The following is a 25,948-nucleotide window of genomic DNA, read 5'->3' as shown; positions in this document are numbered from 1 at the left end:
ACCCTCCGCTTCGGCACCCTCACCGCATCGGCGCCAGATCGATCCAGTAGCGGCGGACCGGGCCGTTCTCGGTCTGCCAGATCTCGTCGAGCACGCCGCCGCGGCTTTCGATCGTGCGGGCCGAGGCGAGGTTGTCCGCGAGACACGGGATGAGCACGCGGTCGAGGTTGAGCGCCGCCCGCGCTTCCAGCAGCATCTCGCCCAGCGCCCAGCCGGCAACCCCGCGCCGCCGAGCCGACGGCCGTACGCCGTAGCCGATGTGACCGAAGCGGATGTCGAACTTGTGCCGCAACGCGATCCCGCCCAGAACCCGTCCGTCCTCCACGATCCAGCGCATCGTCGCGTGCCTCCCGTCCGGGCAGGGCGTGCCGGTCGGATGCGAACCACGCAAACGCTCTTTCAGCCACGTCTCGAATCCGTCGGGCGAGCGCACGTCGTCGTCGGCACCCAGCCCGAAGCCGTCCTCGTGCAGACCCGGACCCCACTCGTCGTGGCAGTCGAGGAAGGCCGCGTGCAGCCGGGTCGTCGGTTCGATCAATTCGAGCATGCGGCCACCGTAGGTCCGTTCTCAAAAGCCACCGCTCTTCCCCGACCGCTCATCGCAACGTTCCGCTCGACCGGGTCGGGTTCGCTCAGGGGAGTACGACGGCGCGCCCAAAAGGCGTCCTGATCCGGCTCACGGGTTCCGGTGACGCCAACCGCCATCCTCGTACAGCTAGCTAGTTGTTGAGTTGGCCACACGCGCCGAAACGCCCCCCGGCGAACCGAGAGGCGCTTCGTTCGGAATCAGCTAGCGGTGTACGTGTTGCCCGTACCGGGGACCTTGACGCCGAGGCCCTTGCGAGCCTGCTCGGCCTTGCGGGCCACGTCGAAGATCTCGTACGCGATACTCAGGCCCGTCGTGATCATCACGGCCACCGAGATCCAGCCCTCGAGGTCGACCTCCACGCCGTTGAAGCCGGGGAACGCCGGGTTGAAGAACTTGTCGGCGGCCAGCAGGTAGAGGATCACGCCGCCGATCACCACGCCGTGAATGGCGTTGACCACCGCGACCTGCCGCGTCCAGGTGCCCAGCCGATAGACCCAGAACACCCACAGCCCCTTGAGGACGATGAGGCCGATCAGCACGGGCCACCAGAAGTTCCAGTTCGCCGGGTCGAGCAGCGGCACCTCGGTGAACGTGAACTGCTGCAGCACCAGGGCCAGGATGAGCACGGCCGGCCAGACCAGGTTGGCCGCGAACTGCACCCGGGTGAGCGCTCCAGGTTCGTACCGGGGAAGGTCTTTGGGGGTCCACGGCCGATTGATGTCGTCCTTGCCCGCGCCGGTGCGCTCGATGATCCAGAAGCCGAGCGTGACCCAGAAGGCCATGTGCGCGCCGACGTTGATGATCGTGCCGATCGCCGAGCCGATCACCTCGCCGAAGCCCGCATCCTCGGCCAGGACCTGCACGACCGCGACCACGATGACAACGATCGGCAGGACGACCGTCAGCAGCATCATCAGCGAGCGGCGCCACACCGGGTAAAGCTCGGGACCGATCAGATAGTTGGGTCTGTCGGCATAACTGTCGGCCAATCGATCGGGATCGCCCAGCTCGAGAAGCGTGGTCTCGACGGCGGCCTCACGCTCCTCACCGGCCTCGACGCGGGCGTCCACCGCATCCTCGATGGAGGCGCGCAACTCACGATCGATGTCGGCGCGCTGCTGCTCGGGCACGCGGCGCAGGGCGGTGAAAACGTAACGGTCGACGAGGTTCGCAGACATGGTGATCATTCCTTCACGGGGGTGGTGGAGAGGTCGGTGATTGCCTCGTCGAGGCGGGCCCATTCGGTGCGCAGGGCGTCGGCAATCGCGTTGCCCTGCGCGGTCGTCGTGTAGAACTTGCGCGGCCGGGCCTCGTCGGTGTTCCACGAGCTGGTGAGCAGCCCTTGGCTCTCGAGCCGGCGCAGCAGGGGGTAGAGCGTGTTGGCCTCGACCTCGAAGCCGGACTCGCTCAGCGTCTCGAGCAGTGAATAGCCGTAGCCCGGCGTCCGCAGCACGGTGAGGCTGGCGACGACCACCGTGCCGCGGCGCAGCTCCTGCAAGTGGCTGGCTAACGTCGCGTCCGTTGTCATGCTCAGAACAATACTGTGTCTCACACACTATGGCAATGGCTTACACCAACGTGCCATCAAGAACATAGTTAGAAGCACGAAGACGTACGCCTCGTCATCTCTTACAAACGCAGGTCAGGCCGCTCTCCGCCTTCGGCGGCTGCCGCCCGTAAGCACCGAAAATTGGTCCCGGCCGAAGCGCGCCCATCCGGCCGTGGCGCGGGGTCCAGCACGGCCCGTCCCGCTTCGCCGGTCCGCCCCGCCCGCCCCGGCACGCCCTTCAGCTTCGCCGGCACCGCTCCGCCCGAGCGGCACGCCTGTCAGCTTTACCGGCACCGCTCCGCCCAACCCGGCACGCCCGTCAGCTTTACCGGCACCACTCCGCCCGACCCGGCACTCCCGTCAGAGGCGCAGGCGCCGTTCCACTCGGAGCAGGTATTCGCGGCGGTCGAGCGGGTTGTCGTCCGAGCGAGCCCGCGTCGGATAGGGCGGCGGCACCGGGCGATAGCTGTCGAACGTCGTCTCCAGGACGCCCTCCCCGTGGGTCAGCCCCGGAACGGCCAGCTCCAGCTCCCGCAGACGGGCGACCGGGACCCGGCCCTCGACGACGAAGCCGGCGCCGTCCACCAGGGACGACTCCATGTAGCGCCCGAACAGACCAAGCACGGCGCTGAGGGTGTCGGCCGGCCCATCGAGCCGGAAGCGGTGCACAGGCTCGCACACGACGGTGCCGGCCTCGACCAGCGCCGGCATCACCACGAGCGGGAGCAGCTTGCGGTAATCACCGGCCCCCGTCATCGGCGCGGTGAACCCGGTCCGGATCACCCGCACCCGGATGCCGACCACCGGCCACCCGTAAAGCCCCTGCCCCAGCGTGCGGCGCACGGTGTCCTCGAGCGCCTCGCGGAAGAACTCCTCCGTCTTGAACAGATGAATCGGCACCTGCTCGATCGGAACGTCGAGCTCGAAGCTCACGTCGGAGTCCGGCTCCCCCGGTTCGACAACCAGTTCGACGGTGGCCAGGAACGGATTGCTGGCCTTGCCGAGGATCTCGATCGCCCGCCCGCACCCGACCGGCCGCTCGACGTGCAGCACGCTGCTCTCCCGAAAAACGACCTCGATCCCGTACTCCTCGGCCAGTGTCGTCTCAAGCACTTCCTTCTGCACTTCGCCGTAGAGCGAGACGGCCAGCTCCCCCCGCCGATCGTCCCGCCGCAAATCAATCAACGGATCCTGCTCGGCCATCTCGGTCAACGCCGCATGCAACAACCGCCGCTGAGAATCCCGCACAGCAACAACAACAGTCTCAAGACCCGGCGGCGCGAAGAGCTCACCCTCGTTCCCCACCCCGCCAACCCCGATCACATCCCCGATCCGCACGTCGCGCAGCCCGTGCACTTTCGCAATCTCCCCCGCCGAAACCCCACCCGACCGCGCCCCTCCGTCCACCCGCCCCCGCCGAAGACGCGCAACATCACGCAACCGCTGAACATCCCCCAAACGCGCAACTTCGCTCAACCGCGCATCTCCGGACTGCGCACCATCGCTCAACCGCGCACCACCGCCCAACCGCGCATCCCCGGACTGCGCACCATCGCTCAACCGCGCACCACCGCCCAACCGCGCATGCCCGGACTGCGCACCATCGCTCGAACGCGCAACACCGCCCAGCCGCGCTTCCCCGTCCTGCTCCAAATCGCTCGAACGCGCAACGTCGCCCAACCGCGCATCCCCGGACTGCGCACCATCGCTCGAACGCGCACCACCGCCGAACCGCGCATCCCCGGACTGCGCACTACCGCTCGAACGCGCAACGTCGCTCAAACGTGCAACGTCGCTTGTGCCCGCAGCGTCGCTCGAAGGTGCACTGCCGGGACGCGCAGCACCGGCCGGCTCAGAATCGGCCAACCGCGCGCCCCCGTCTTGTCGCACGACATTGCTCGAACGCGCAACGTCGCTCATATCCCCACCACCAGAACGCGCAACGTCGCTCGAACGCGCGCTGCTCGGGCGGTTGTCGTCGGCCGAGTCCGTTGCGTCGGCCGAGAGCGTGGTGTCGACCGAGGGCGTGGGATCGGTTGGGTGTCTATTGCTCGAATGTGCGCGGGCGGGGGTCGCGCGGTTCGGTGGGGCCTCGGGGATGGCGGCGGGTGTCTGGGCGGTGACTGCTTCGATCGCTGTTACTACGCCTTGGGGTAGGTGGTCGCGGACGTGCAAGGTGCCGTTGAACATTCGGACGTAGGCGATGCGGGATCCTGCGCGGTCTCGCTCGATTTTGAACACTGTGCCGGTCAGGGGGCCGTTCGGGTCGCCGGGAGCGGGTGGCAGCAGGTCGGTCAGGCCGTGCAGCAGCGCGTCGATGCCGGCGCCGGTTACTGCTGAGCCGAAGAAGACCGGGGAGACGGTCGCCGCGTGGGTGCGCGAACGTAGGACGTCGCGCAGGGTGGCGTACGGGATGGAGGTTTCGTCGCGGACCCACTGGGCCAGCAGGTGCGGGTCGGCGGAGAGGTCGACCAGGCGGGCGGTGAACGACGGATCTGAGCAGCCGAGCGGGTGTGCCGAGGCGTCGGGGGTGCCTAGGGCGCGGACGCCGCTGACCGGCACGATGCCGGGTGTCAACCGCGTGGCGATCTCGTCGAGGACGCCGTCGTAGCGGGCGCCGGCTCGGTCGATCTTGTTGACGAAGATGAGGGTGGGGACGCGCAAGCGGCGAAGAGTGCGCAGGAGTACGCGGGTCTGTGCTTGGACGCCTTCGACGGCCGAGATGACGAGGACGGCGCCGTCGAGCACGCGGAGGGCCCGCTCCACCTCGGCGATGAAGTCGGGGTGGCCGGGTGTGTCGATCAGGTTGACGATGCGATCGCCGAGCGGGAACGACGCGACGGCGGTCTTGATGGTGATGCCGCGGCGGCGTTCCAGGGCGAGCGAATCGGTGCGGGTGGTGCCGGCGTCCACGCTGCCGACAGCGTCGAGCACGCCCCCGGCATAGAGGAGGCGTTCGGTCAGGCTGGTCTTACCGGCGTCGACATGGGCGACGATTCCGAGATTGAGAAAGGGCACGCGGAGTCAGATCCTTCGAGGAGACGGCTTCCAACAGGCGGGGCGGGAAACCGTTTCGCATTGCTCCTCCTTCGGGAACGGGATCTGACTTTTCGGACGTTAGCGCTCCACGCCCAGGCCCGCCTCCCATTTAGGGGCCGGGCCCGGGTCGACGGGTGGGGTCAGCGGGTGGAGGTCGGGGCGGGGTCGTCGGGGGCGCGGGAATCGGAGTTGGCGGGGATGTCGTCGGCGGCGGCGCGGGAATCGGAGTTGGCGGGGGTGGTGTCGTCGGGGGCTGGGGTGTGGTCGTCGGCGGGGGTGGTGGTGATGGCGTCGGCTGATTTGGGGATCAGGGCGGCCAGCAGGAGCATCACGATGGCGATCAGGACCATGCCGATGAAGATGCGGTGGACGGCCGTGGTCAGGCGGGCCGGGTCGACCGTGTTGCTGCCGATGATGGCGTTGGCGATCGCGCCGAAGACCGCCGCGCCCAGGGCGCTGCCCAGAGAGCGTAGGAAGATGTTGTTGGCCGTCACCACGCCGCGGTCGGACCAGCCGACGCTGGATTGGGCGGCGATCAAGGTGGGGGCCGCGGTCAGGCCCATGCCCAGGCCGATGACCAGGCAGTAGGCGCCGACCGTGAGGACCGACGACTGCGCGTCCAGCAGGAGCAGCAGGCAGGTGCCGATCAGGACCAGGGTGGTGCCGATCAGGGCGCAGGCCCGGAAGCCGACGCGCAGGTAGACCTTCCCGGCTTGACTGGCCGAGATGGGCCAGCCCAGGGTGAGCGCGGCCAGGGCGAAACCGGCCACGAGCGGGCCCTGGCCCAGGACGTCCTGCACGAAAATCGGCACGTAGGCGCTCAGGGCCAGCAGGATCGCGCCGACGCCGATGGCGATCTGGCCGCTGGTGACGAGCAGGCGGCGGCGGAAGACCCACAGCGGTAGCACCGGGGCGGCCGCCCCGCGTTCGACGAAGCCGAAGATCACCAGCAGCGCCAGGCCGCCGCCGAGGACTAGCAGGCTGGTCGGCGACGTCCAGGACCAGGCCTGGCCGCCCTCGAGCACGCCCAGGATGACCAGCGTCAGGCCGACGGTGAGCAGCGCGGCGCCCTTGTAGTCGATGACCGGGCGGCCGCGTTCCATCTTCTCGTGGAAGCGTCGCATGATCATGGCGCCGGCCAGCAGGCAGAGCGGGATGTTGACGAAGAAGATCCAGCGCCAGTCGATCCACTCGCTGAACACGCCGCCCAGCGTCGGGCCGACCACCGACGAGATGCCCCACACGCTGGCCACGTAGCCCTGGACCTTGGCCCGCTCGCGTACGGAATAGAGGTCGCCGACGATCGTGATCGTGGTCGGCATGATCGCGCCGGCGCCGAGGCCCTGGACCACCCGGAAGATGATCAGCGACAGCATGTTCCAGGCCGCGCCGCACAGGATCGAGCCGAGCAGGAACAGGCCGATGCCCCACAGGATGACCGGCTTGCGCCCGAACAGGTCGTTGAGCTTGCCGTAGATCGGCACCGAGACGGCCTGGGCCAGCAGATAGATCGAGAACAGCCACGGGAACTCGGTGAACCCGCCGATGTCCTTGACGATCGAGGGCACCGCGGTGGCGATGATCGTGGAGTCGATCGCGATGAGCGCGGTCGACAGCATCACCGCGGCCAGCACCGGCCCGCGCTCGGATCTGAGTCCGACCTTGTTGTCCGTCACCCTGTTTCAGTACTCCCCCGGCCCGCGGCCCGCACGGCGGGGCCGCCGGGAAGAGTGCGAGATCACCCCGATGAGCAGCGCACGGGCCGCCGGGGCGGGCGGGGGCGGGGCGGAAAGCGGCAGGCGTACAGCGGACAGCGGGAGAAGTGGGCGAGGAAAACACGGGAGTCGGGCGTGAGGCCGAGGGTGGGGCGCGGAGATGGGCGAGGTGTGAAGGGGCGTGGCAGGGAGGCGGGTTGGCAGGACGGGGTGAGCTGTGGGGAGGGCGGCGTCACTCCACGGTGAATGATCGGGCAAAGCTGCTCGGGCCCCACGGTGGCGGTCCTAGCCTGGCCGACGTGGCGTGCGTGGTTGTGGCCGAGGACAACCCTGATCATCAACGAGTGATCGCGGAGGTGATTCGCAGGCTCGGGCATGAGGTTGTGGTGACCGGGGACGGGCAGGCGGCGCTCCGGGCGATCGCCGAGCATCGGCCCGCGCTCGTGGTCGCCGACGTCGACATGCCGCATCTTGACGGGCTGGAGCTGTGTGTCGCCATTCGCCGCGACCCCGAGATTGCCGGTACGCCCGTCGTGCTGGTCACGGCCTATCTGTTGCCGGGCGATCCGCGGCTGGCCGACACGGGTGCGCTGGCGGTGATCGGCAAGCCGTTCGGGGTTCCGGAGCTGACCGCGGCCCTGCGCGGGCATCTGCCCGTCGAGCCGCCGGCGGTCGCAGCGCCGGTGGCCAAGGTGCCGGCCGAGCACGATCCGGCCGTTTTCGAAGCGCTGCTCGATTGTCTGGACGCCGGGGTGGCGGCGTGTGACGCCGACGGGCATGTGGTGCTGGTCAACCGGGCGATGCGGGAGTTCATCGGGCCGGGAGTCGGGGACATTCCGATCGGCGACGCCACGCACAAGTTCGTCCTGATGCATCCGGACGGCACCCCCCTGCGTACGCACGAATTTGCTCTTTCGCGGGCCCTGGCCGGCGAGGATGTGCAGCAGGCGGAGCTGCTCGCGCACGACGATCTGGACCGCCCGCGGTGGTTCGCCGTGAACGCCCGGCCCGTACGCGACGCCGAAGGCACGGTCACCGGGGCGGTGGCCGCCATGCACGACGTGACCGGCGCGCACCGCAACCGGCAGTTCCAGCACTGCGAGAACGAGGTGCTCAAGGTCATCGCCGACCATCCGCACGCCGGGGACGCCACCGATCGGATCCTGGAGGCGATCGGGTCGACGCTGAGCTGGCCGTATCTGCGGTTGTGGCTGGTCGACGAGGTGACCGACCTGCTGCGCCCGGCCGGCGTCTACACCGCCCCGCAGGAGCGGCCGCTGCCCGTGCCGGTGAGCATGGCCCGCGGCACCGGGCTGGCCGGGTCGTGCTGGCAGCGGGCCGACCTGATCTGGGTGCCCGACCTGCACGCCGCCGACTCGCTCGTGCTGCCCAGCATCTCGGCCGGCGCCGATTTCCGGGCGGCCGGCGCGGTCCCGGTTCGCAGCGGTGAGCGCATCGTCGGCGTGCTGACCTTTTTCTCGTACGAGCGGCAGGAGCCCGACGCCGCGCTCGGTGTGCTGCTGACCGGGCTGGCCGGGCTGATCGGCGCGTTCCTGGAGCAGCGGCGCTCGGAAGTGCTGGCGTTGCACCTGGCCGCGGCCACCGACGAATACATCGCGCTCGTCGGGCACGAGCTGCGCACGCCGCTGACGTCGATCGGGGCGTACGTGGATCTGATCGCCGAGAGCCCCGACGACCTGCCCCTGGGCGAGGTGCGCGAGCTGCTCGACGTGGTGCAGCGCAACAATGCCCGGCTGCGTGACCTGGTCGAGAAGCTGCTCGACCTGGCCGCCCTGGAGTCGGGGCACGCCCAGCTGACGATCCGGCCGGTCGACCTGACCGAGGTGGTGGCGACCGCGGCCGACGCCGTCGCGGCGGCCGCGGCCCAGCGGGGCATCACCGTCGAGACCGATCTGCCGGACGAGCTGACCGTGCCCGGCGACGCCGAGCGGCTGCGCCAGGTGGCCGACGCGCTGATCGAGAACGCGGTCAAGTTCAGCCGCCGCGACTCCAAGGTCGTCGTGACCCTGGCCGACGAGGACGGCGAGGCGGCCGTGCTGACCGTGGCCGACAGCGGAACCGGCGTGGCCCCGGCCGAGCAGCCACGCCTGTTCCGCCGGCTCTATCGGGCCGGCAACGCCCGGCACACCGGCATTCCGGGGACGGGCCTCGGCCTGGCCCTGTGCCGGGTGGTCGTGGAACGCCACCACGGGTCGATCACCCTGGCGTCCCACGAGTCCACCGGCACCACCGTCACCGTACGGCTGCCGAGCCTCGAGGTTTAGATCCCGGCCGGAACACCCTCGTGCTCGGCGACCTCCTCGCGTCCGGCCCGCACCAGGATCACCGCGACCAGGGCGGCCACGCCGATCAGGGCCGCGCTGACCCAGAAGGCCACCGTGTAGCTGTGCACCGTGGCCACCTGCTGCAGGGCGGGCAGCTGGTCCGGGCTGGTGATCTCGGCCCGGTGGTCGGCGAGGTAGCCCGCCACGGCCGAGGTGAAGATGGTGTTGAGCAGGGCCGTGCCCAGCGAGCCGCCGATCTGCTGGGCGGTGTTGATCAGTGCGCTGGCCACGCCGGCGTCGTGCCCGGCCACGCCGACCAGGGCCGTGTTCGACATCGGGCCGAAGGTGACGCCCATGCCGAAGCTGAGCACCAGCTCGGCCGGGAAAACGTGGCTCCAGAAGCCGGTGTCGACGCCGATCTGGGTCAGCATGACCATGCCGATCGCGGCCAGCAGCAGGCCGCCGGACATCAGGATCCGCGGGCCGACCCGGGTCTGCAGCTGGGCCGAGAACCCGGCGCCGGCGATGATGCCCAGCGTGAACGGCAGGAACGCGACGCCGGTCATCAGAGCCGAGTAGCCCAGCGTGAGCTGCAGGTAGAACGTCAGGAACAGGAACATGCCGAACAGCCCGGAGCCGATCAACAACGCCGAGACGTACGCTCCCCCGCGGTTGCGGTCGAGGATGACGCGCATCGGCAGCAGCGGGTGCGAGCTGCGCAGCTCGATGACGACGAACGAGACCAGCAGCAGCACCGCCGCGACCAGCCAGGCCACGGTCACGGGCGAGCCCCAGCCGTCCTCGCTGGCCTTGGTGAAGCCGTACACCAGCGCGACGAGACCACCCGTGGAAGTGATCGCGCCGGGCAGGTCGTAGCGGGTGTTGCCCTCGGCCCGGCTCTCGCCGACGAACCGGACGGCGGCCAGCGCGGCCACGATCGCGATCGGGGTGCCGACCAGCAGGGTCCAGCGCCACGAGGCGTACTCGGTCAGCAGCCCGCCGAGCAGCAGGCCGACCGCGCCGCCGCCACCGGCGATCGCGCCATAGACGCCGAAGGCCCGGGCCCGTTCGCGGGATTCGGTGAACGTGACCGTGAGCAGCGACAACGCCGCCGGGGCCATGAGCGCGCCGAACGCGCCCTGCAGCGCGCGGGCCGCGAACAGCGTCTCGGCGTTGGTGGCCAGGCCGCCCAGCGCCGACGCGCCCGCGAAGCCGAGCAGGCCGATGATGAACGCCCGCTTGCGGCCGGTGAAGTCGGCGATCCGGCCGCCGAGCAGCAGCAGGCCACCGAAGGCCAGGGCGTACGCCGTGATCATCCACTGCCGGTCGGCGTCGCTGATGTTGAGGTCGACCTGGGCGGTCGGCAGGGCGATGTTGACGATCGTGGCGTCGAGCACGATCAGCAGCTGGGAGACCGCGATGACGGCCAGCGCCAACCACCGATTTCGCGGTTTGGGCGATATATCCGGCGGAGTGGAGGCGTCGGAGGTCGTGATGGACATGGAGGGTCCCTACGATCTAGAAGGCCCAGTTAAGGGCATGCGGAGATCCACCGGCGTCAGTGACGCGGGTGCTGATGGAGGAAAGAGGTCAGCGTTTGAGCAGGGGCAGGATGATGTCGTCGACGAGGTGGTCGAGGAACGGCTGGTCGATCGGCTCCCCAAGGGCGAAGCCCCGCATGAAGACCACGGCCGGCACGATCTCGTCGATCACTCGAGGGTCGTAACCCGGGCGCAGCTCACCGCGGGCCTCGCCCCGCGCGCAGATGGTTTCCGCGAGCGGGATCTTCGACTCGCGCATCTGACGCAGATGCACGGCGAGCTCCGGATCGGTGTGCAGGGCCATGAACAATCCGGCGAGGAGCGGCCCCTCGTCGCTTCTGATCATGCAGGCGATGTCGTCGAACCACGCCAGCAGGTCGCCGCGGAGCGACCCGGTGTCGGGCAACGGCGCATCGGCCGCCTTGCAGGCACGGACGGCGTCGAGGACCAGCTCGGCCTTGGTGGGCCAATGCCGATACAGCGTCGCCTTGCTGGCCTGGGCCCGGGCGGCCACCGCGTCCACCCGCAGGCCCTGATAGCCCGTCTCGCCGAGCAACTCGTACGCGGCGCGCAGGATCGCCTGCTCACGCTCGCCGTCGAGCCGCCGGGACCGCCCGGCCGGCGAGGCGGTTCGCGCCTGCTCAGCCATGACAACCCCCGATCCGGCACCCTCTGCGAAACGAAACTGTTTCGTACACTACGCCTCCCGCTCCACCCTGACGATCTCCGCACCCAATTGTGACGCAGAACGCGACGCCAAGGCCCGAGCGAAAAGCGGGTGGGGGCGAGTGGGAGCCCGTACGGGAAAGCAGAATCCTCACCTGGCGACCCGGCCTGCCGAAGAGGGAAGGGAAGAACTCGCCGGGCGGAACGGGACAAGGCGGCATGAACGTACGGCAGAAGCTGCTCGGCGGCTTCCTCACGGTGGCCGCCATGGTGGCCGCGACCGGGGCCGTCGTGTTGCGTGCGGACGCTGATACCTCCCGGCAGACCAACACCGTCATCGTGATCACCGGGATCGCCTGCATTCTCTTCGTGCTGGCGCTGGGCGTGGCCACGGCCGAGTCGATCGTGCGGCGGATCGGGCGGCTGACCCGGGCGGTGGAGAGCATCCGCGACGGCGACTACAGCCAGCGGGTGGCGCTGGGCCGGCGCGACGAGTTGTCCCGGCTCGGCGACGCGTTCAACGACATGGCCGAACGCCTCGACCGGTCGACCGGCGAGATCCTGGCCCGGGAGTACACCGACGAGATCCTGGCCAACGCCGGCGAGGGCATCTGCGGCGTCGACGCGGACGGCCGCATCACGTTCGCCAACGAGGCCGCGGGCCGGATCACCGGGCTGGGCGTCGACGGACTGCTCGACCTGGAGGCCGCCACCCTGCTGCCGGACGTGGAGCAGGCCGAGGTCACCGTCGACCGGCCGGACGGCACGTCGGTGCGGGTGGCCTACACGATCAGCGCGCTCGAGAAGGACGGCCGGCGGATCGGCGGCGTGGTGGTGCTGCGCGACGTCAGCCGGCAGCGCGCGCTCGAACGCGACCTGCGTCACCAGGCCCTGCACGACGGCCTGACCGGGCTGCCCAACCGCAAGCTGTTCCACGACCGGGTCGAGCACGCCATGACCCGGACCCGCACCGGGCGGGCGGACGGCGACGGCGGCCTGGCGGTGCTCTACCTCGACCTCGACGGCTTCAAGAAGGTCAACGACAGCCTCGGTCACAACACCGGCGACGCCCTGCTGCGCACCGCGGCCGAGCGGTTGACCGCCGCGCTGCGCCCGCACGACACCGTGGCCCGGCTCGGCGGCGACGAGTTCGCGGTGCTGCTGGAGAACGCGGCCGACCCCGAGCACTGGGCCCAGGCCTGCGTCGACGCCCTCGACAAGCCGTTCCAGATGCAGCACCACAAGGCGACGATCAGCGTCAGCGTCGGGGTGGTGCCGGCCGCCGAGGGGTACGCCGACGCCGACGAGGTGCTGCGCAACGCCGACGTCGCCATGTATGCCGCGAAGGCCCGGGGCAAGGCCTGCTATCAGGTCTTCGAGAACCACATGCACGAGATGCTGCTGGACCGGCTCGACCAGGAGGCGCGGCTGCGCGAGGCCGTGCACCGCGGCGAGCTGCGCCTGCACCTGCAGCCGGTGGTCGACGTGGCGAGCCGGGAGGTGCGCGGCGTGGAGGCGCTGGTGCGCTGGGAGGACCCGGAGCGGGGGCTGCAGCAGCCGGGCTCGTTCATCCCGCTGGCCGAGGAGACGGGCCTGATCACCGAGATCGACCGGTGGGTGCTCAACGAGGCCTGCCGGACGATGCGCGAGTGGCAGGAGACGTCGCCCGCGACCGCGCCCGCGTGGGTCAGCGTCAACCTGTCGGCGGCCAACCTCGAGGTGCCCGATCTGACCGACCGGGTGGCCTACGCGCTGGCCAGCAGCGGCATCACCCCGGACGGGCTGGTGCTGGAGCTGACCGAGACCGTGCTGATGCGCGACATCGAGGTCACCGCGGGCCGCCTCGAGGAGCTGCGCGAGCTGGGCGTGAACATCGCCATCGACGACTTCGGCACCGGCTACTCGTCGCTGGGCTATCTCCGCGACATCCCGGTCGACGTGCTCAAGGTGGACCGCTCGTTCATCACCGGGCTGGCCGGTCACCGGCGGCAGCAGGAGCTGGTCAGCGCGATCCTGCAGCTCGGCCACACGCTGGGGCTCAAGGTGGTGGTCGAGGGCATCGAGACCGAGGAGCAGCTCGACCTGCTGATCGCGCTCGGCGGCCGTTTCGCCCAGGGCTATCACCTGGGCCGGCCGGAGCCGGTCGCGAGCCTGCGGGCCAGGCTCGCGACCGTCACCGCCGGCTAGCTTTCGACAAAAACGGCCACCGTACGGGCGGGGACCGTGAACGTGCCGGTCGCCTTGGCGAACGCGGCCGTGCGGACCAGCGGGTCGGCGGATCTCCGCTGGATCGGGTGGAGCGCGACCGCCTTGCCGGCCAGCGGCTCGACGGTCTGGGTGGTGGCCGCCGAGGTGCCGTTGAAGACCACCGTCACCGACTTCCAGGTGCGGTCGATTCCCCGTCCGTCCAGGGTCATCGTGACGACCCCCGGGGTCTCGGCCGTTCCGGAGAGCGGGAACGACAGCCTCTTCTGCACCTCGGCGGCGGTCGGCAGGCCGAAGACCGGCGACGAGCCGCGGATCTTCAGCAGTTCCTGATAGCGGGCGTCAGCCAGCGCGACGGCGTCACAGCCCGGCACGAGAGCGGTGTCAGCCAACAAAGGCCGCCCGAAGACCCATTTGTCCGAATTATCCGCAGCGGGTGGCAACCCACGACCGAACCCGTTGCCGGCGGCACAGTCCCAGATGATCTGGTTGAACCAGTCCCCCGAGTTGAACGAGTTCCGATCCAGCGACTTCGACCGCAGCCGCTCCGACCCGGCCGTGACGAACCCAGCCCCCTGTCCGAGCGCGGTTGTCGCCAGGGCCACGGATTGGGCGCGGGCTCGCTCGAGAGCCGACGTCGACTGCGGCAGCTTGAACGCCATCGCGTCGTACAGGATCTCGTTGTCGTGCGCGTCGACGTAGGTGATCGCCTCCCCCGGCGCGGCGGTATACCCGGCCGGCGACCCGTTGTAGTCGACCTGCGAACCCGTGACGACCGCGCCCGACGATGCCGTGAACCGGTACGACGCCAGGTTGCCACTCAACCCCACCTTGATGAGGTCTTGGTGGTGCAGCAGCCGCGCCTTTTGCTCGGCCGCCGACCCGTTGACCGCGTCCCCGTTGGGAGCCGACAGCAGCCCGGTGGCGAAGCCCTGCACCCGCGGGTTCTCGTCGAAAGGCCCACCACCCCGTACGGCGTCACGCAGCCGGTCGTTGAAGGTCGCGATCTGAGTCCCGGCCATGTTCGCCTGCGTGGCCTGCTCGAAGCGCGCGTCCCCGGCCACCTCGCCGAAGTCCCAGCCCTCGCCGTACAGGTTGATGCTCTTGCCGTCGACACCGTCGCGCGCCAACGACAACCGATCAAGAGCAGCCCGTACGGCCAAGATGTTCGCCTTGGGGTGATGGCCCATGAGGTCGAAGCGGAAGCCGTCCACCTTGTACTGCCGGGCCCAGGTGACGATCGAGTCGACGACGAGCTTGCCCATCATCGCGTTCTCGGGCGCGGTGTTGGCGCAGCACGTCGAGTTGGCGATCGTGCCGTCGGCCAGCAGCCGCTGGTAGTAGCCCGGCACGATCTGGTCGAGCACGGACTTGGGATCGGTGCCCGCGGCCGACGTGTGGTTGTAGACGACGTCCATCACCACGCGCAGCCCGGCCTTGTTCACCCCGGCCACCATCTGCCGGAACTCTTTCGTACGGTCGGCGGGGTCGACCGCGTACCCACCCTCGGGCACCGTGTAGTGCAGCGGGTCGTAGCCCCAGTTGTAACCGTCGTCAGCGGCCACCGCGGCCACACACTTCTGCTGCTCCTCGGAGTCCGGCGGCAACGCGGGCAGGTCGCACGCCGGCGTCTTCTGGTCGGCCCGTCTCTCCGGAATCGTCGCGAAGTCGAACGCCGGCAACAGGTGCAGGTGCGTCACCCCCGCGTCGGCCAGCGCGGTCAGGTGCTTCATCCCATCGGTCTTCGGCTCCGTAAAGGCCGCGTACGTTCCCCGCTGCGCGGCCGGGACCGTCTTGTCGGCCATCGAGAAGTCCCGCACCGACAGCTCGGAGATCTGAATCTTGGCCGCGGGCACCGCCGCCGGTTTGCGCAACGACGACCATCCGGCGGGCGCGAGGGCCGGGTCGGCCAGGTCGACGATCCGGCTCAGCTTCGAGTCGGTGGACAGACCCAGCGAGTACGGGTCGGTGACCGCGGCCGTGACCACCTTCTGCGCCGCGGGCTGCCACGCCGTCACGCGATACGTGTAGTACTTGCCCTTCCAGGCCGCCGGGCCGCGGACAGACCAGATTCCCGTACGGTCGTCGCGGTTCATCGCCACGGAAACGGGCCCGGACGTGGCCGTGTCGTGCAGTTGCAGGTCGACTTTCTGCGCGGTCGGCGCCCACACGGACAACGTCGTGCCGACCGGCCCCAGTTTGGCGTCGGCAGCCGCGGCCGCGTAGACGTCGTCGAGCACGCCCGCGGTCTGCACGCCGGTGGCCGCCAGCAATTTGCCGGCCGCGTCCCGCTCGGTGAACACGACCTGCCCGCGCAGCACGTCCTTGACGTTCACGCCCCGGGGCAGCTTGAACGCGTCGTACTGCCACAGGTGCGGGAACCGGGCGCGCTGGGCGTCGGTGAGCGCACCGGGCGTGAGCCGCACCGACTTGAGGTCGCCGGAGACGTCATTCGTGATGCCACCGGGCGCGTACACCAGGTCGTAGATCTTGCCGTCGGTCTTTCCTGCGGGGACGGCGATCGTGCCCCGATCGAGCCAGACGGCCGACGACTTGGTCACGTCGATCACGCCGCCCGAGCCGGTCTTCTTGACGACCGGCGCCACCCGCGGCGACACCCCGGCCAGCAGCCAGATCTCGCGACCGCCCTCGGCGAACGTCAGCTGCTGATCGTCGGGCAGGTCCTTCTCGTCGCCCTTGTGGATGATGTATTTCAGCGCCGACGCCCCGGCCGCCAGCGGCACGCGGTAGATGGCGCCGAACGAGTCGGTGCCCGACGGCTGGATCGGCGCCGCCCAGTCGGTCGGGTTGGCCGCGCCGTCCCACACATGCAGGCCCCAACCGGCGTAGTTGTTGTCGGCCCGCCGATAGTGGATGGTCGCCGTGTTCGGGTCCTGTGAAACGGACGGCGGCGTGGTGGTGATCCCCGCCTCGCCTTGCTTGAGCCAGATCTCGCCGTGCTGCGACGGGTCGAAGAAGCGGTCGGCGTCGACGTCCTTCACCCCGTCCTTGCCGACCACGATGAAGCCCACGTTCTTGGCGTTCGGGGCCAGCTTCACAAAGGCGAATTTCCCGTACGCGTCCTCGCCGGCAAACGGCTGCCCGGCCGGATACGTGGTCGTCATCGACGGATCGACGTCGCCGAACACGTAAAGCCCGTAGTCGTCGTAGCCCCCGGCCGGCCGCTGATAGTGCACGACGGCGTAGTCGGGACTGGTCGTGCTGACCGGAGTGCCCACCTTGATCGACGTGGTCGCGGAAGCCAGCCGGCCCCTGCTGTCGCGGACGACCGCCTTGTAGCGAACCGTCGTGCCGCCCGCGAGGCCGGTCAGGTCGTGATAGGCCGAGTTCGTGCCCGAGCCGACAAGCCGCCAGGGGCCGTCGCCGATCTGCGCCGCGAAGGTGGTCGTGGCCAGGGGGTCGCCGGTGGTTTCCACGGCCAGTTTCGTACGAGTGGGGACCAGCGCGTCGGTCGGCGACGTGAACTTGATCGTGGGACCACCAGACGCAGCCGGGAGCGACTTGTCCGCTTTGAAGGCAACCGCCGACAGCGGCGGCACAGTGATGGTCAACTTGCCGTCGATCTTGCTGTTCGAATTGTCCGCAGAGCCGTAGATGCCGCGGAAGGAAGTTGACGGCGTCCACGTGTCGACCGTGACGGTCTTCGCGGTGGTGCCGCTGTTGGCCGCCACCACGTATTCGACTCGCTGGGCCCGGTCGAGCCGGGACGCCGCGAAGACACCGTCGGCCGCGTGCCGGGTGACCTGCACTCCCCCGCGCAGCGCCGGGTTCGCCTTGCGCAGGGCGCCCAGCGCGGCGATCGTACGGTAAATCGGGTGTGCGGTGTCGTAGTTGTCGACGGCGTGCGTGCGGTCGGTGCCGATCAGGTCGTCGTCGAGGTAGTCGGCGGTCTTGGAGGCGAACATGTCCTGCCGCGCGTCCTTGTCGCCGCCCGGCCCCGTGAAGCCCTGCTCGTCGCCGGAGTAGACGACCGGCTGCCCCCGGGTCAGGAACATCAGCTCGTGCGCCAGCTGATCGCGGCGCAGGGCGTCGTCGCCCTTGAGGAACGACCCGATCCGGCCCATGTCGTGGTTGCCCAGGAACGTCGGCAGCCGCCCGGCGCCGGTGTCGCGCGCGGCGTAGAGGTCGTCCTTGGCGTACAGGTCGGCCAGGGCCTGGGCCGAGCCGTCGCCGGCCACGAAGCCCTTGGCCGCCTCCTGGAACGAGAAGTCCAGCGTGGCAGGCAGACCACCGCGGCGTACGTACGTGGATTGGATCTCCTGGTCGGCGCTGTAGACCTCGCCGAACATGAAGAAGTCCTTTTTGCCGGCCCGCTGCGCCGCCTTCTCGATGCCCGCGCTGAACTGCGGCCAGAAGTCGAGGTCGACGTGCTTGACGGTGTCGAGCCGGTAGCCGTCGATGCCGGTGGCGGCGATCCAGTACGCGTAGATGTCGGTCATTCCGCGGACGACCTCGGGCCGCTCGGTCCACAGGTCGTCGAGGCCGAAGAAGTCGCCGTACTCGCTGTTCTCGCCGGCGAAGGTCGAGTTGCCCCGGTTGTGATACATCGTGGGGTCGTTGAGCCAGGCCGGCTTCTTAACGGTCTTGTCGGCCGCGGTCGGGAACACCGGCGTGTACGGGAACGAGGCCGCCGACACCTTGGGGAACTCGCCCTTACGGTCGTCGAACGGGCGGCCCTGCGCGTCCTTGTACGGCTTCGTGGCCTTGTCGATGTAGTCGTACTTATCCTCGGCGTAGCGGATAACGTCGGCCGTGTGGTTGGCGATGATGTCGAGGAAGACCTTCATGCCGCGCTTGTGGGCCAGTTGGACCAGCTTCTTGAGCTCGGCATTCGTGCCGAAGTGCGGGTCGACCTGGGTGAAGTCGGTGATCCAGTAGCCGTGGTAGCCGGCCGACACGTCGTCGCCGCTGCCCTGCACGGGACGGTTCTTGAAGACCGGGGCGAGCCAGATCGCGGTGGTGCCGAGGCCCTGGATGTAGTCCAGCTTGTCGATCACGCCGGCCAGGTCGCCGCCGTGATAGAAGCCCTTGTCCGCCGGGTCGAGCCCGGTGGCCAGCCGGTCGCCGGTCAGGCCGCCCTTGTCGTTGGCCTTGTCGCCGTTGGCGAAGCGGTCGGGCAGCACGAAGTAGTACTGCTCGTTGTCGGCCGTTTTGTCGGCACCCCACTGGGCGATGACGGCGTCGGCCGGGGCGGCTTTCGGCGCGGCCTGCACTTCAGTCGGCAGCACCGCGAGGAACGGCAGTGTCAGGGTTATGGCAGCGGCCAGGAGCCGCCGACTTCGAGAGACCACTATGTCCCCTTCTACGGGATGACCCAGACCTGAACGGCCGGACCAGAGATATCGATGACGGTGGAACCATCGGATTCAATGTGCAGCGGCGGGGCGCCGCCGTAAAGGTTTTCTAGAGTGATGCCGGGCGGAAGACCGGTCAGCTTGGCTTTTGCCGCGCCGCGGGACGCGAGCACCAGAACGCTCTGCGACGCGCTCTCCCGCAGGAAGCTGAGAACGTCGCCGTCGGCGTGGACCCAGCGCAGCCCGCCGCGGGTGAGGGCCGGCAAACTCTTACGCAGCGAGATGAGGTCCCGATAACGCCCCAGCGTTTTGTTGTCCCAGATGTTGCGGCGGTCCCACGGCATCGGCTGCCGGGCCGACTCGTTGCCGCCGCCGGTGAGCCCGAGCTCGTCGCCGGCGAACACCATCGGCGTGCCGGGCAGCGTGAACAACAGCCCCGCGGCCACGTGCTGCCGCTCCGCGTCGCCCACGACCGTACGGATGCGGGCCGTGTCGTGGGAACCGAGGAGCGACCACGACGCCTCCCACGACCGCCACGACATCTGCGCCGCGAACGCCGACATGGTCGCGACCAGCGCGCCGGCATCGCGTACGGGAAGCTCCTCGGGGTTGCCCAGGCTGTCGGAAAGGGCGGTCTCGGCGCGCAGCCAGCTCCACACCGGACGCAGGAACCCGGCGTAGTTCATCGTGCCGTGCCAGCCGTCGCGGTCCAGATCATCGGTCGCGTCGTGGCCGTGCTCGGCGATCAGCAGGCCGTCGCCCACGGCTTCCCGCAGCAGCGCGGCCACCTCGTGGTTCCAGTCGTCGCCGCCGTGCCGCGCGGTCATGTTCGCGACGTCGATCCGCCAGCCCGCGAGCCCGTACGGCTCGGCCCGCCACCGCCGCACGATGGCGCGGAACTCCTCGCGCAGGCCGGCGCTTGCCCAGTTCAGCTTGGGCAGGCTGGGCACGCCGAGCCAGAAGACGCCGGGGTAGTAGAAGTCGGGCCGCGAGGCGAACCACGGATGCGCGTCGCCGGTGTGGTTGGTGGTCAGGTCGCCGATCAGCCGCACGCCGCGCTCGCGGGCCGCCGCCGCCAGCCGCTCGAGCCCGCGGTCGCCACCGAGCAGCGGGTCGACCCGGTCGAAACCCGAGGCGTCGTAGCGGTGGTTGGAGCGGGCCGGGAAGAACGGGGTCAGATAGATCGTGTTCGCGCCGAGGGCGGTCACGTGGTCGAGCCGCCGCGCGATGCCGTCCAGGTCGCCGCCGTGGAGCACGCGGACAGCATCGGGGCCGGGCACGACCGGCTCGTCCCAGGAGTCCGCGCGGATCGCCCAGTCCGGGGTCTCGCGCAGCTCCGCCGCGGCCGACCGGGCGTACCGGTCGGGGAAGATCTGATAAATGACGGCGTCGCGCGTCCACGCCGGGGCGGGTGGCTGCGCGACCAGCCGGAAGTCGGTGCTGTCGGGCACGTCGTGATTCGTGACCCCGTACGCGGTCAGCCAGCGCACGCCGCTCGTCGTGCCGAGCAGGAAACGGTAGCGGGTGACCGGGTTGCAAGCCTGCAGTTCCGCTCGCCACCAGGTGTCGTTGTGGTGCACATGATCAACTTTTGCTGATGTGAACACCGGCTCGCCGTCGCGCACCCAGCGCAGGTGCACGCGCGACACCCCGGTCCCGCGCGGCACCCGCACGAACACGGTGACCGTGTCGCCGAGCGCCGGCGCGGGATCGCTGACGTACAGCTCGCTGCCGTCGTGATGCGGCCTCATCCCTTGACCGCCCCGGCCGTGAGCCCGTCGGTGATGTAACGCTGCAGCAGCTGGAACACCAGGACGGTGGGGATCGCGGTGAGCAGCGTGCCCGCGCAGAACATGCCGAAGTTGGCGTTGCGCTCCCCTGCCACCATGCCGACCAGCCCCACCGGCAACGTCTTGGCGCCCGCGTCGGTGAGGAAGACGTTGGCGATCAGGAACTCGTTGATCGTGCCGATGAACGCCAGCAGCGCGGTGACGGCCAGGATCGGCGCGACCAGCGGCAGCAGGATCCGGAAGAACACCTGCGGGTGGCTGGCGCCGTCCATCGTGGCCGACTCGTCGAGCTCGCGCGGCACGGTGTCGAAGAAGCCCTTCATCAGCCATGTGTTCACGCCCAGCGCGCCGCCCAGGTAGAGCAGGATCAGCCCCCACCACGTGTTGAAGCCGAGCGCCGGCCAGTAGTCGGTGACCGTCGAGAAGATCAGGAAGATCGCGACGATCGCCAGGAACTGCGGGAACATCTGGATCAGCAGGACCGAGAGCAGCCCCACCCGGCGGCCGCGGAACCGGCGGCGGCTGAACGCGTACGCGGCCAGGGCCGAGATGAACACCGAGGCGGCCGACGAGAGCCCGGCGATCACTATCGAGTTGAGGAACCAGTGGCCGAACTCGGTGTCCGCGAACAGCCGGGTGAAGTTGGCGGCCGAGGCGCCGGTCGGCACGATCTCGCTCGACGACAGCGTGCCGAGCGGGTTGAAAGCGGCCGAGACGACGAACACGATCGGCGCCAGCGCGAAGACGAGCATGAGGACGCCGACGAGGTGCCGCCAGCCCACCTGCTTGAGCCAACTCATGCGTGAACCTCCTCCAGATGACGGGTGCGCCGGAAGCTGGCCGCCGACACCACGGCGACGATCAGGAAGATGAAGATCGAGATGGCCGCGGCGAAGCCGTACTGGGCGCCGCCCCCGCCGAACGCGATCCGGTAGGTGTAGGTGATCAGCAGGTCGGTGGCGCCGTTGGCCGGGTTGTCGGCCGGGAACGGCGCGCCCTCGGTGGTCAGGTAGATCGCGTTGAAGTTGTTGAAGTTGAACGCGAACGACGAGATCAGCAGCGGGGTCAGCGCGACCATCAGCAGCGGCAGGGTGATCCGCCGGAAGCCGCCCCACGCGCTCGCGCCGTCGATCCGGGACGCCTCGGCCAGCTCGCGCGGGATGGCCTGCAACGCGCCGGTGGCGACCAGAAACATGTACGGATAACCCAGCCACAGCTGCACGAGGATCACCGCCAGCCGGGCCGAGGCGCTGCCCCCGAACCAGTCGACGTCCAGGCCGAGCAGGTTGTTGATCAGCCCGAAGTCCGTGTTGAACATGTCGCGCCAGACCAGCAGCATGGCGAACGACGGCATCGCGTACGGGAGCACGAGTAGCACGCGATAGGCCGTGCGGCCGCGGACCCGGGGCGAGTGCAGGGCCATCGCGAGCAGCAACCCGAGCACGAACGTGCCGCCGGTCGACGCGATGGCGAAGGCGAGGTTCCAGACCAGCGTACGGAGGAACGGGCCGGCAATCGCAGGCTCGGACAGCACGCGCGTGAAGTTGCTGAACCCGACGCCGACCTTCCAGCCCTGCGCGAGCCGCTCGCCGTTGCCGTCGACGAACGCGCCCACGGTCTCGTCGGCGGTCCACGTCCGGCCGGTGGTCGTGTCGCGGATGCAGTCGCAGCCCTCGTCATAGGCGCGGCCGGCCCTTCCCTCGTACGCCCGGGACAGCCCCGACGACCGGATGGCGCCACCCGCGGTGGGCACGGCCAGCGCGGTGATCTCGGCACTGCGGACGCTCGCCTGCCCGACAGTGAGCACCGTGAAGCCGTCGGCCGCGGTGACCCGCCCGGCGCTGTTCACGGCGGCCTCGATCTGCTTGAGCCCGTCGGCGTCGCCGGCTTCAACTTGCCTGGTTACCGGGTCGGTGATCAGGAAGACCAGGGGGCCGGTGGCCGGATCGCCCGTCGTCGCCACCGTAAGGGCGTACTGCTGGGAACCCGGCACCTGCGTGACCGACGCGGTCTGAATGGCGGTGACGGCCTCCTGCTTGCTGCCGCGGTGACCGTCACCGAAGTTGGTGAACGCCGTGCTCGCCGTGTAGAGCACCGGGAAAACCTGAAAGAGGATCAGCAGGATCGTGCCGGGGGCCAGGTATTTGAGTGGGATGTGGCGCGGAGTCAGGTAAAGGTAGAGCAGACCCGCCGTCGTCGCGATCAGGACGGCCAGGCCGATCCAGGCCTCGTTGTCGACCAGCGGGAAGGCGGCCCAGATCGCAATCGCCGTGGTGATCCCCAGCAGCGGGATCTTGATCATCGTGCCCTTTTTGTCGGGCTTCTCTTCCACGGCCGGGCGGGCCTGGACCTCAGGCCCGCCAAGCTTCGTCGCCGTCATTTACTTGATCGCGGCCGAGATCGTCTTGCCCGCGGCCGTGATCGTCTTGGCCGGGTCGGCGCCACCCACCACTGAGGCCTCCGCCTTGCCGAACGGGTCCCAGATCGCCGCCATCTCGGGCACGGCCGGCAGCGGCTGCCCGTCCTTGCCCGCCTCGACGAACTTCTCGAGATCGGCGTCGGAGCCCTTGACCTGGTCGAACGCGGCGGTCAGGGCCGGCGGCCGGGGCTCGGCCTCATACAGCGCGACGGCCAGCTCCGGCGTGGTCACGTAGTTGGTCACGAACTCCTGCGCGAGCGCCTTGTTCTTGCCCTTCGACGCGACGTAGAAGCTCTGCACCCCCAGGAACGGCCGCGCGGGTTGCCCGCCGGCGAAACCGGGGACGGGGCTGATGTCGTACGGGAGCTTGGCCTTTTTGACGTCGGTGATCGCCCACGGACCGCTGACCAGGAACGCGCACTTCTTGCCGGTGAAAGTGGCGATCGAGTTCTCCGGGGTGATCGACCGCTTGAGGGCGCCCGACCCCTTCTCCCCCAGCGTGGCGATCTTCTTGAACGCCGCGACCGACTCCGGCTTGCCCACGCCCAGATCCTTGGGGTCGTAATCGCCGTTCGCGCCGGTGCCGAACAGGTAACCGCCGGCGCTCGAATACAGCGGATACAGGTGGTAGGCGTCGCCGTTCTGCCCGACCTGCAGGCACAGCGTCTCCGTGACCTTTTTGGCGTCCTTCAGCCTTTTTGCGTCGGCCACCAGCGCCTCGATGGTTTTGGGCGCCTCCGGAGCCAGGTCCGTGTTGCGGATCAAGGCCAGATTCTCCATCGCGTACGGGACCCCGTACGTCTGCCCGTTGAAGGTGACCGCCTTGAGCGCGTTGGGGTTGAGGCCGCTGGTCTGCTCGGCGGCCAGCTGCACCGGGTCGATCGCGCCGTTCTGCACGAGGTTGCCGATCCAGTCGTGCGCGCCGACCATCACGTCGGGGCCGCTCCCCTGCTGAGAAGCGGTGACAAAGGTGGTCTGCTGATCCTTCGAGATCGCCTGGACCTTGACGGTGACGCCGTTCTCGGCCCCGAACTTGTCGGCGAACGGCTTGAGGGCGGCCGACCGCTTGTCGTCGGCCCAGATGACGAGCTCGCCCTGCTTCCCACCCGCATTGGCGGACGGGTTATCGGTGGGACTGCTCTTGTCGTCGCTCCCGCCGCACCCGGCGAGGGCCAGAGCGCAGATCAGGGCGGCGGCTACACCCGCGGGACGGATGCGCATGGGCGTCTCCTTGTATGAGCTTGGTGGATCTTGCAGCAACTTTCATCGGCTTGCGAACTGGGCCGGTTTCGCGAATCCCGAAGAACCAGCGAGCAGCACCCTGGCCAGGCATCGGCCTGTATCGTTGTCGTTGCCGGGACGTTAGCAAGAGCTTGCAGCGAATGGAAGAGCTTGCAGGATCTCCCCGGAAACGCGGCAGCACTAGAGTTGTCGCCATGCGTGCACGGATGGCCGACATCGCCCGTCAGGCCCAGGTCAGTGAGGCGACGGTCTCGCGTGTCATCAACGACCGCCCCGGCGTCTCCCAGGAGACCCGCCAGGCGGTGCTCACCGCGCTCGACGTCCTCGGCTACGAGCGCCCCGAGAGACTGCGCAAGCGCAGCGCCGGCCTGGTCGGCCTGGTCGTCCCCGAGCTCGACAACCCGATCTTCCCCGCCTTCGCCCAGGTGATCGAGTCGACGCTGGCCCAGCAGGGCTACACGCCCGTCCTGTGCACCCAGTCCCCCGGCGGCGTCACCGAGGACGAATACGTCGAGATGCTGCTCGACCGCCAAGTGTCCGGGATCGTCTTCGTCTCCGGCCTGTCCGCCGACACCACGGCCGACCACGCCCGCTACCAGCGCCTGCTCGACCGCCCGCTGCCAATCGTCTTGATGAACGGCTACGCCGAGGGGATCGAGGCCCCGTTCGTCTCCTGCGACGAACGCCTGGCCGGCGACCTGGCCGTCACCCACCTGGTCGCCCTCGGCCACAAACGCATCGGCATGATCTCGGGCCCGAACCGCTTCATCGCCGTCCAACGCAAACTGGCCGGCTACCGCCAAGCCATGAAACGCGAACTAGGCATCGCCGACGCCCACCTCGACGACTACGTCTCCCTGACCCTGTTCGGCGTCGAAGGCGGCGAGGTCGCGGCCGACCGCCTGTTGGCCATGGGCGCAACCGGCCTGGTCTGCGGCTCCGACCTGATGGCCCTGGGCGCGATCCGAGCCGCCCGCCGCCGCGGCCTCTCCGTCCCGGGCGACGTCTCAGTCATCGGCTTCGACGATTCCCCGCTGATCGCCTTCACCGACCCGCCGCTGACGACGTTGCGCCAGCCCGTGACCGCCATGGCCGTGGCTGCTGTTCGCTCCTTGATGGACGAGATCAACGGCCACGGGGCGCCGCACTCGGAGTACCTCTTCCGCCCCGAGCTGGTCGTCCGCGACTCCACCGCTAAGGCTCCCCGCCACCGTGATCGGCCGGTCTCCTCGTCTGCCGCCTGAGCTGGTGGGTTTCCTCGATTTTCTTGCGCTTGGACGGCCGGGGGATGGGGTGCCCACTGAAGCTAGACAGAACGTTTTTACGCTTTCAGTGGTCACCCCATCCCCCGACCTTGCATGGGAACACGTGACGGCCAGGCGTTTGGTCACCCGCGGCTGGGATGCATGGCTGACCTGGGTAATCCCCTTGCGCCGGGTGGTCTGGCTGCCGCGCTGTGGACGAAGTGAGTTCCCCCCGGTTTGGCGGAGCTTCTCAAGCATGATCGACTGATCATGGGGAGGAATTATCCGTGGCCGCACCGAAGAAGTACCCCGACGAACTACGGGCGAGGGCTGTGCGCCTGTATCGCGA

General features: G+C 69.2%; 15 protein-coding genes. 3 read left to right on the top strand and 12 right to left on the bottom strand.

Annotated features, from left to right (window positions below):
- Window positions 1-19 precede the first annotated feature (19 nt).
- From JKJ07_RS49070 to JKJ07_RS49050, 5 genes are all read right to left on the bottom strand, one after another.
- Window positions 20-547: a GNAT family N-acetyltransferase gene (locus JKJ07_RS49070; protein ID WP_203078795.1), complete on the bottom strand. Its 528-nt coding sequence runs from the start codon at window positions 545-547 to the stop codon at window positions 20-22.
- Between the two features lie 239 nt (window positions 548-786).
- Complete coding sequence (locus JKJ07_RS49065) at window positions 787-1,767, bottom strand: permease prefix domain 1-containing protein (protein WP_203078794.1); 981 nt, start codon at window positions 1,765-1,767, stop codon at window positions 787-789.
- Between the two features lie 5 nt (window positions 1,768-1,772).
- Window positions 1,773-2,117: a PadR family transcriptional regulator gene (locus JKJ07_RS49060; protein WP_203078793.1), complete on the bottom strand. Its 345-nt coding sequence runs from the start codon at window positions 2,115-2,117 to the stop codon at window positions 1,773-1,775.
- A gap of 381 nt (window positions 2,118-2,498) precedes the next feature.
- A complete protein-coding gene (locus JKJ07_RS49055; RefSeq protein WP_203078792.1) occupies window positions 2,499-5,156 on the bottom strand; it encodes a GTP-binding protein in 2,658 nt (885 codons plus the stop codon).
- Window positions 5,157-5,317: 161 nt separating this feature from the next.
- The gene (locus JKJ07_RS49050) at window positions 5,318-6,853 is read right to left on the bottom strand and encodes an MDR family MFS transporter (protein ID WP_307834840.1); all 1,536 of its coding nucleotides are present in this window, start codon (window positions 6,851-6,853) and stop codon (window positions 5,318-5,320) included.
- Window positions 6,854-7,191: 338 nt separating this feature from the next.
- On the opposite strand from JKJ07_RS49050, the gene JKJ07_RS49045 reads away from it, so the two are divergent.
- Window positions 7,192-9,177, top strand: a complete 1,986-nt coding sequence (locus tag JKJ07_RS49045; protein WP_203078791.1) for an ATP-binding protein — start codon at window positions 7,192-7,194, stop codon at window positions 9,175-9,177.
- Here JKJ07_RS49045 and JKJ07_RS49040 read toward each other — a convergent pair.
- Both JKJ07_RS49040 and JKJ07_RS49035 read right to left on the bottom strand, forming a co-directional pair.
- Window positions 9,174-10,679 carry an MFS transporter gene (locus JKJ07_RS49040; protein WP_203078790.1) on the bottom strand — a complete coding sequence of 502 codons (1,506 nt, stop codon included), beginning with the start codon at window positions 10,677-10,679 and terminating at the stop codon, window positions 9,174-9,176. The two genes, JKJ07_RS49045 and JKJ07_RS49040, sit on opposite strands and share 4 nt — an antisense overlap.
- A gap of 88 nt (window positions 10,680-10,767) precedes the next feature.
- Entirely contained in the window at window positions 10,768-11,367 is a 600-nt protein-coding gene (locus JKJ07_RS49035; protein ID WP_203078789.1) for a TetR/AcrR family transcriptional regulator, read from the bottom strand.
- A gap of 236 nt (window positions 11,368-11,603) precedes the next feature.
- On the opposite strand from JKJ07_RS49035, the gene JKJ07_RS49030 reads away from it, so the two are divergent.
- Complete coding sequence (locus tag JKJ07_RS49030; RefSeq protein ID WP_203078788.1) at window positions 11,604-13,571, top strand: putative bifunctional diguanylate cyclase/phosphodiesterase; 1,968 nt, start codon at window positions 11,604-11,606, stop codon at window positions 13,569-13,571.
- Here JKJ07_RS49030 and pulA read toward each other — a convergent pair.
- From pulA to JKJ07_RS49005, 5 genes are read right to left on the bottom strand one after another with little or no spacing between them, the layout of a single operon-like run.
- A complete protein-coding gene (pulA, locus tag JKJ07_RS49025) occupies window positions 13,568-18,901 on the bottom strand; it encodes a pullulanase-type alpha-1,6-glucosidase (protein WP_203078787.1) in 5,334 nt (1,777 codons plus the stop codon). The two genes, JKJ07_RS49030 and pulA, sit on opposite strands and share 4 nt — an antisense overlap.
- 11 nt (window positions 18,902-18,912) lie before the next feature.
- Window positions 18,913-20,655 (bottom strand): glycoside hydrolase family 13 protein, encoded by a 1,743-nt coding sequence (locus JKJ07_RS49020; RefSeq protein ID WP_203078786.1) that lies wholly within the window; start codon window positions 20,653-20,655, stop codon window positions 18,913-18,915.
- Entirely contained in the window at window positions 20,652-21,494 is an 843-nt protein-coding gene (locus JKJ07_RS49015) for a sugar ABC transporter permease (protein ID WP_203078785.1), read from the bottom strand. Before JKJ07_RS49015 ends, JKJ07_RS49020 begins: the two co-directional genes overlap by 4 nt.
- Window positions 21,491-23,074, bottom strand: coding sequence for an ABC transporter permease subunit (locus JKJ07_RS49010; protein ID WP_203078784.1), 1,584 nt, complete (start codon window positions 23,072-23,074; stop codon window positions 21,491-21,493). The genes JKJ07_RS49015 and JKJ07_RS49010 overlap by 4 nt, the downstream gene beginning before the upstream one ends.
- Entirely contained in the window at window positions 23,075-24,334 is a 1,260-nt protein-coding gene (locus tag JKJ07_RS49005) for a sugar ABC transporter substrate-binding protein (RefSeq protein ID WP_203078783.1), read from the bottom strand.
- Between the two features lie 215 nt (window positions 24,335-24,549).
- Here JKJ07_RS49005 and JKJ07_RS49000 point away from each other — a divergent pair, with 215 nt between their 5' ends.
- Window positions 24,550-25,599: a LacI family DNA-binding transcriptional regulator gene (locus JKJ07_RS49000; RefSeq protein ID WP_203078782.1), complete on the top strand. Its 1,050-nt coding sequence runs from the start codon at window positions 24,550-24,552 to the stop codon at window positions 25,597-25,599.
- Window positions 25,600-25,948 lie beyond the last annotated feature (349 nt).

Source organism: Paractinoplanes lichenicola, assembly GCF_016785085.1.
GTDB classification, from domain to species: Bacteria; Actinomycetota; Actinomycetes; order Mycobacteriales; family Micromonosporaceae; genus Actinoplanes; species Actinoplanes lichenicola.
This window is presented reverse-complemented; position numbering and strand designations above follow the sequence as displayed.

Excerpts from the sequence above, each read along its gene's own strand:
- JKJ07_RS49070 (WP_203078795.1), bottom strand. The coding sequence starts at position 547 with ATGCTCGAATTGATCGAACCGACGACCCGGCTGCACGCGGCCTTCCTC.
- JKJ07_RS49065 (WP_203078794.1), bottom strand. The coding sequence starts at position 1,767 with ATGTCTGCGAACCTCGTCGACCGTTACGTTTTCACCGCCCTGCGCCGC.
- JKJ07_RS49060 (WP_203078793.1), bottom strand. The coding sequence starts at position 2,117 with ATGACAACGGACGCGACGTTAGCCAGCCACTTGCAGGAGCTGCGCCGC.
- JKJ07_RS49040 (WP_203078790.1), bottom strand. The coding sequence starts at position 10,679 with ATGTCCATCACGACCTCCGACGCCTCCACTCCGCCGGATATATCGCCC.
- JKJ07_RS49035 (WP_203078789.1), bottom strand. The coding sequence starts at position 11,367 with ATGGCTGAGCAGGCGCGAACCGCCTCGCCGGCCGGGCGGTCCCGGCGG.
- JKJ07_RS49030 (WP_203078788.1), top strand. The coding sequence starts at position 11,604 with ATGAACGTACGGCAGAAGCTGCTCGGCGGCTTCCTCACGGTGGCCGCC.
- JKJ07_RS49020 (WP_203078786.1), bottom strand. The coding sequence starts at position 20,655 with ATGAGGCCGCATCACGACGGCAGCGAGCTGTACGTCAGCGATCCCGCG.
- JKJ07_RS49015 (WP_203078785.1), bottom strand. The coding sequence starts at position 21,494 with ATGAGTTGGCTCAAGCAGGTGGGCTGGCGGCACCTCGTCGGCGTCCTC.
- JKJ07_RS49010 (WP_203078784.1), bottom strand. The coding sequence starts at position 23,074 with ATGACGGCGACGAAGCTTGGCGGGCCTGAGGTCCAGGCCCGCCCGGCC.
- JKJ07_RS49005 (WP_203078783.1), bottom strand. The coding sequence starts at position 24,334 with ATGCGCATCCGTCCCGCGGGTGTAGCCGCCGCCCTGATCTGCGCTCTG.
- JKJ07_RS49000 (WP_203078782.1), top strand. The coding sequence starts at position 24,550 with ATGCGTGCACGGATGGCCGACATCGCCCGTCAGGCCCAGGTCAGTGAG.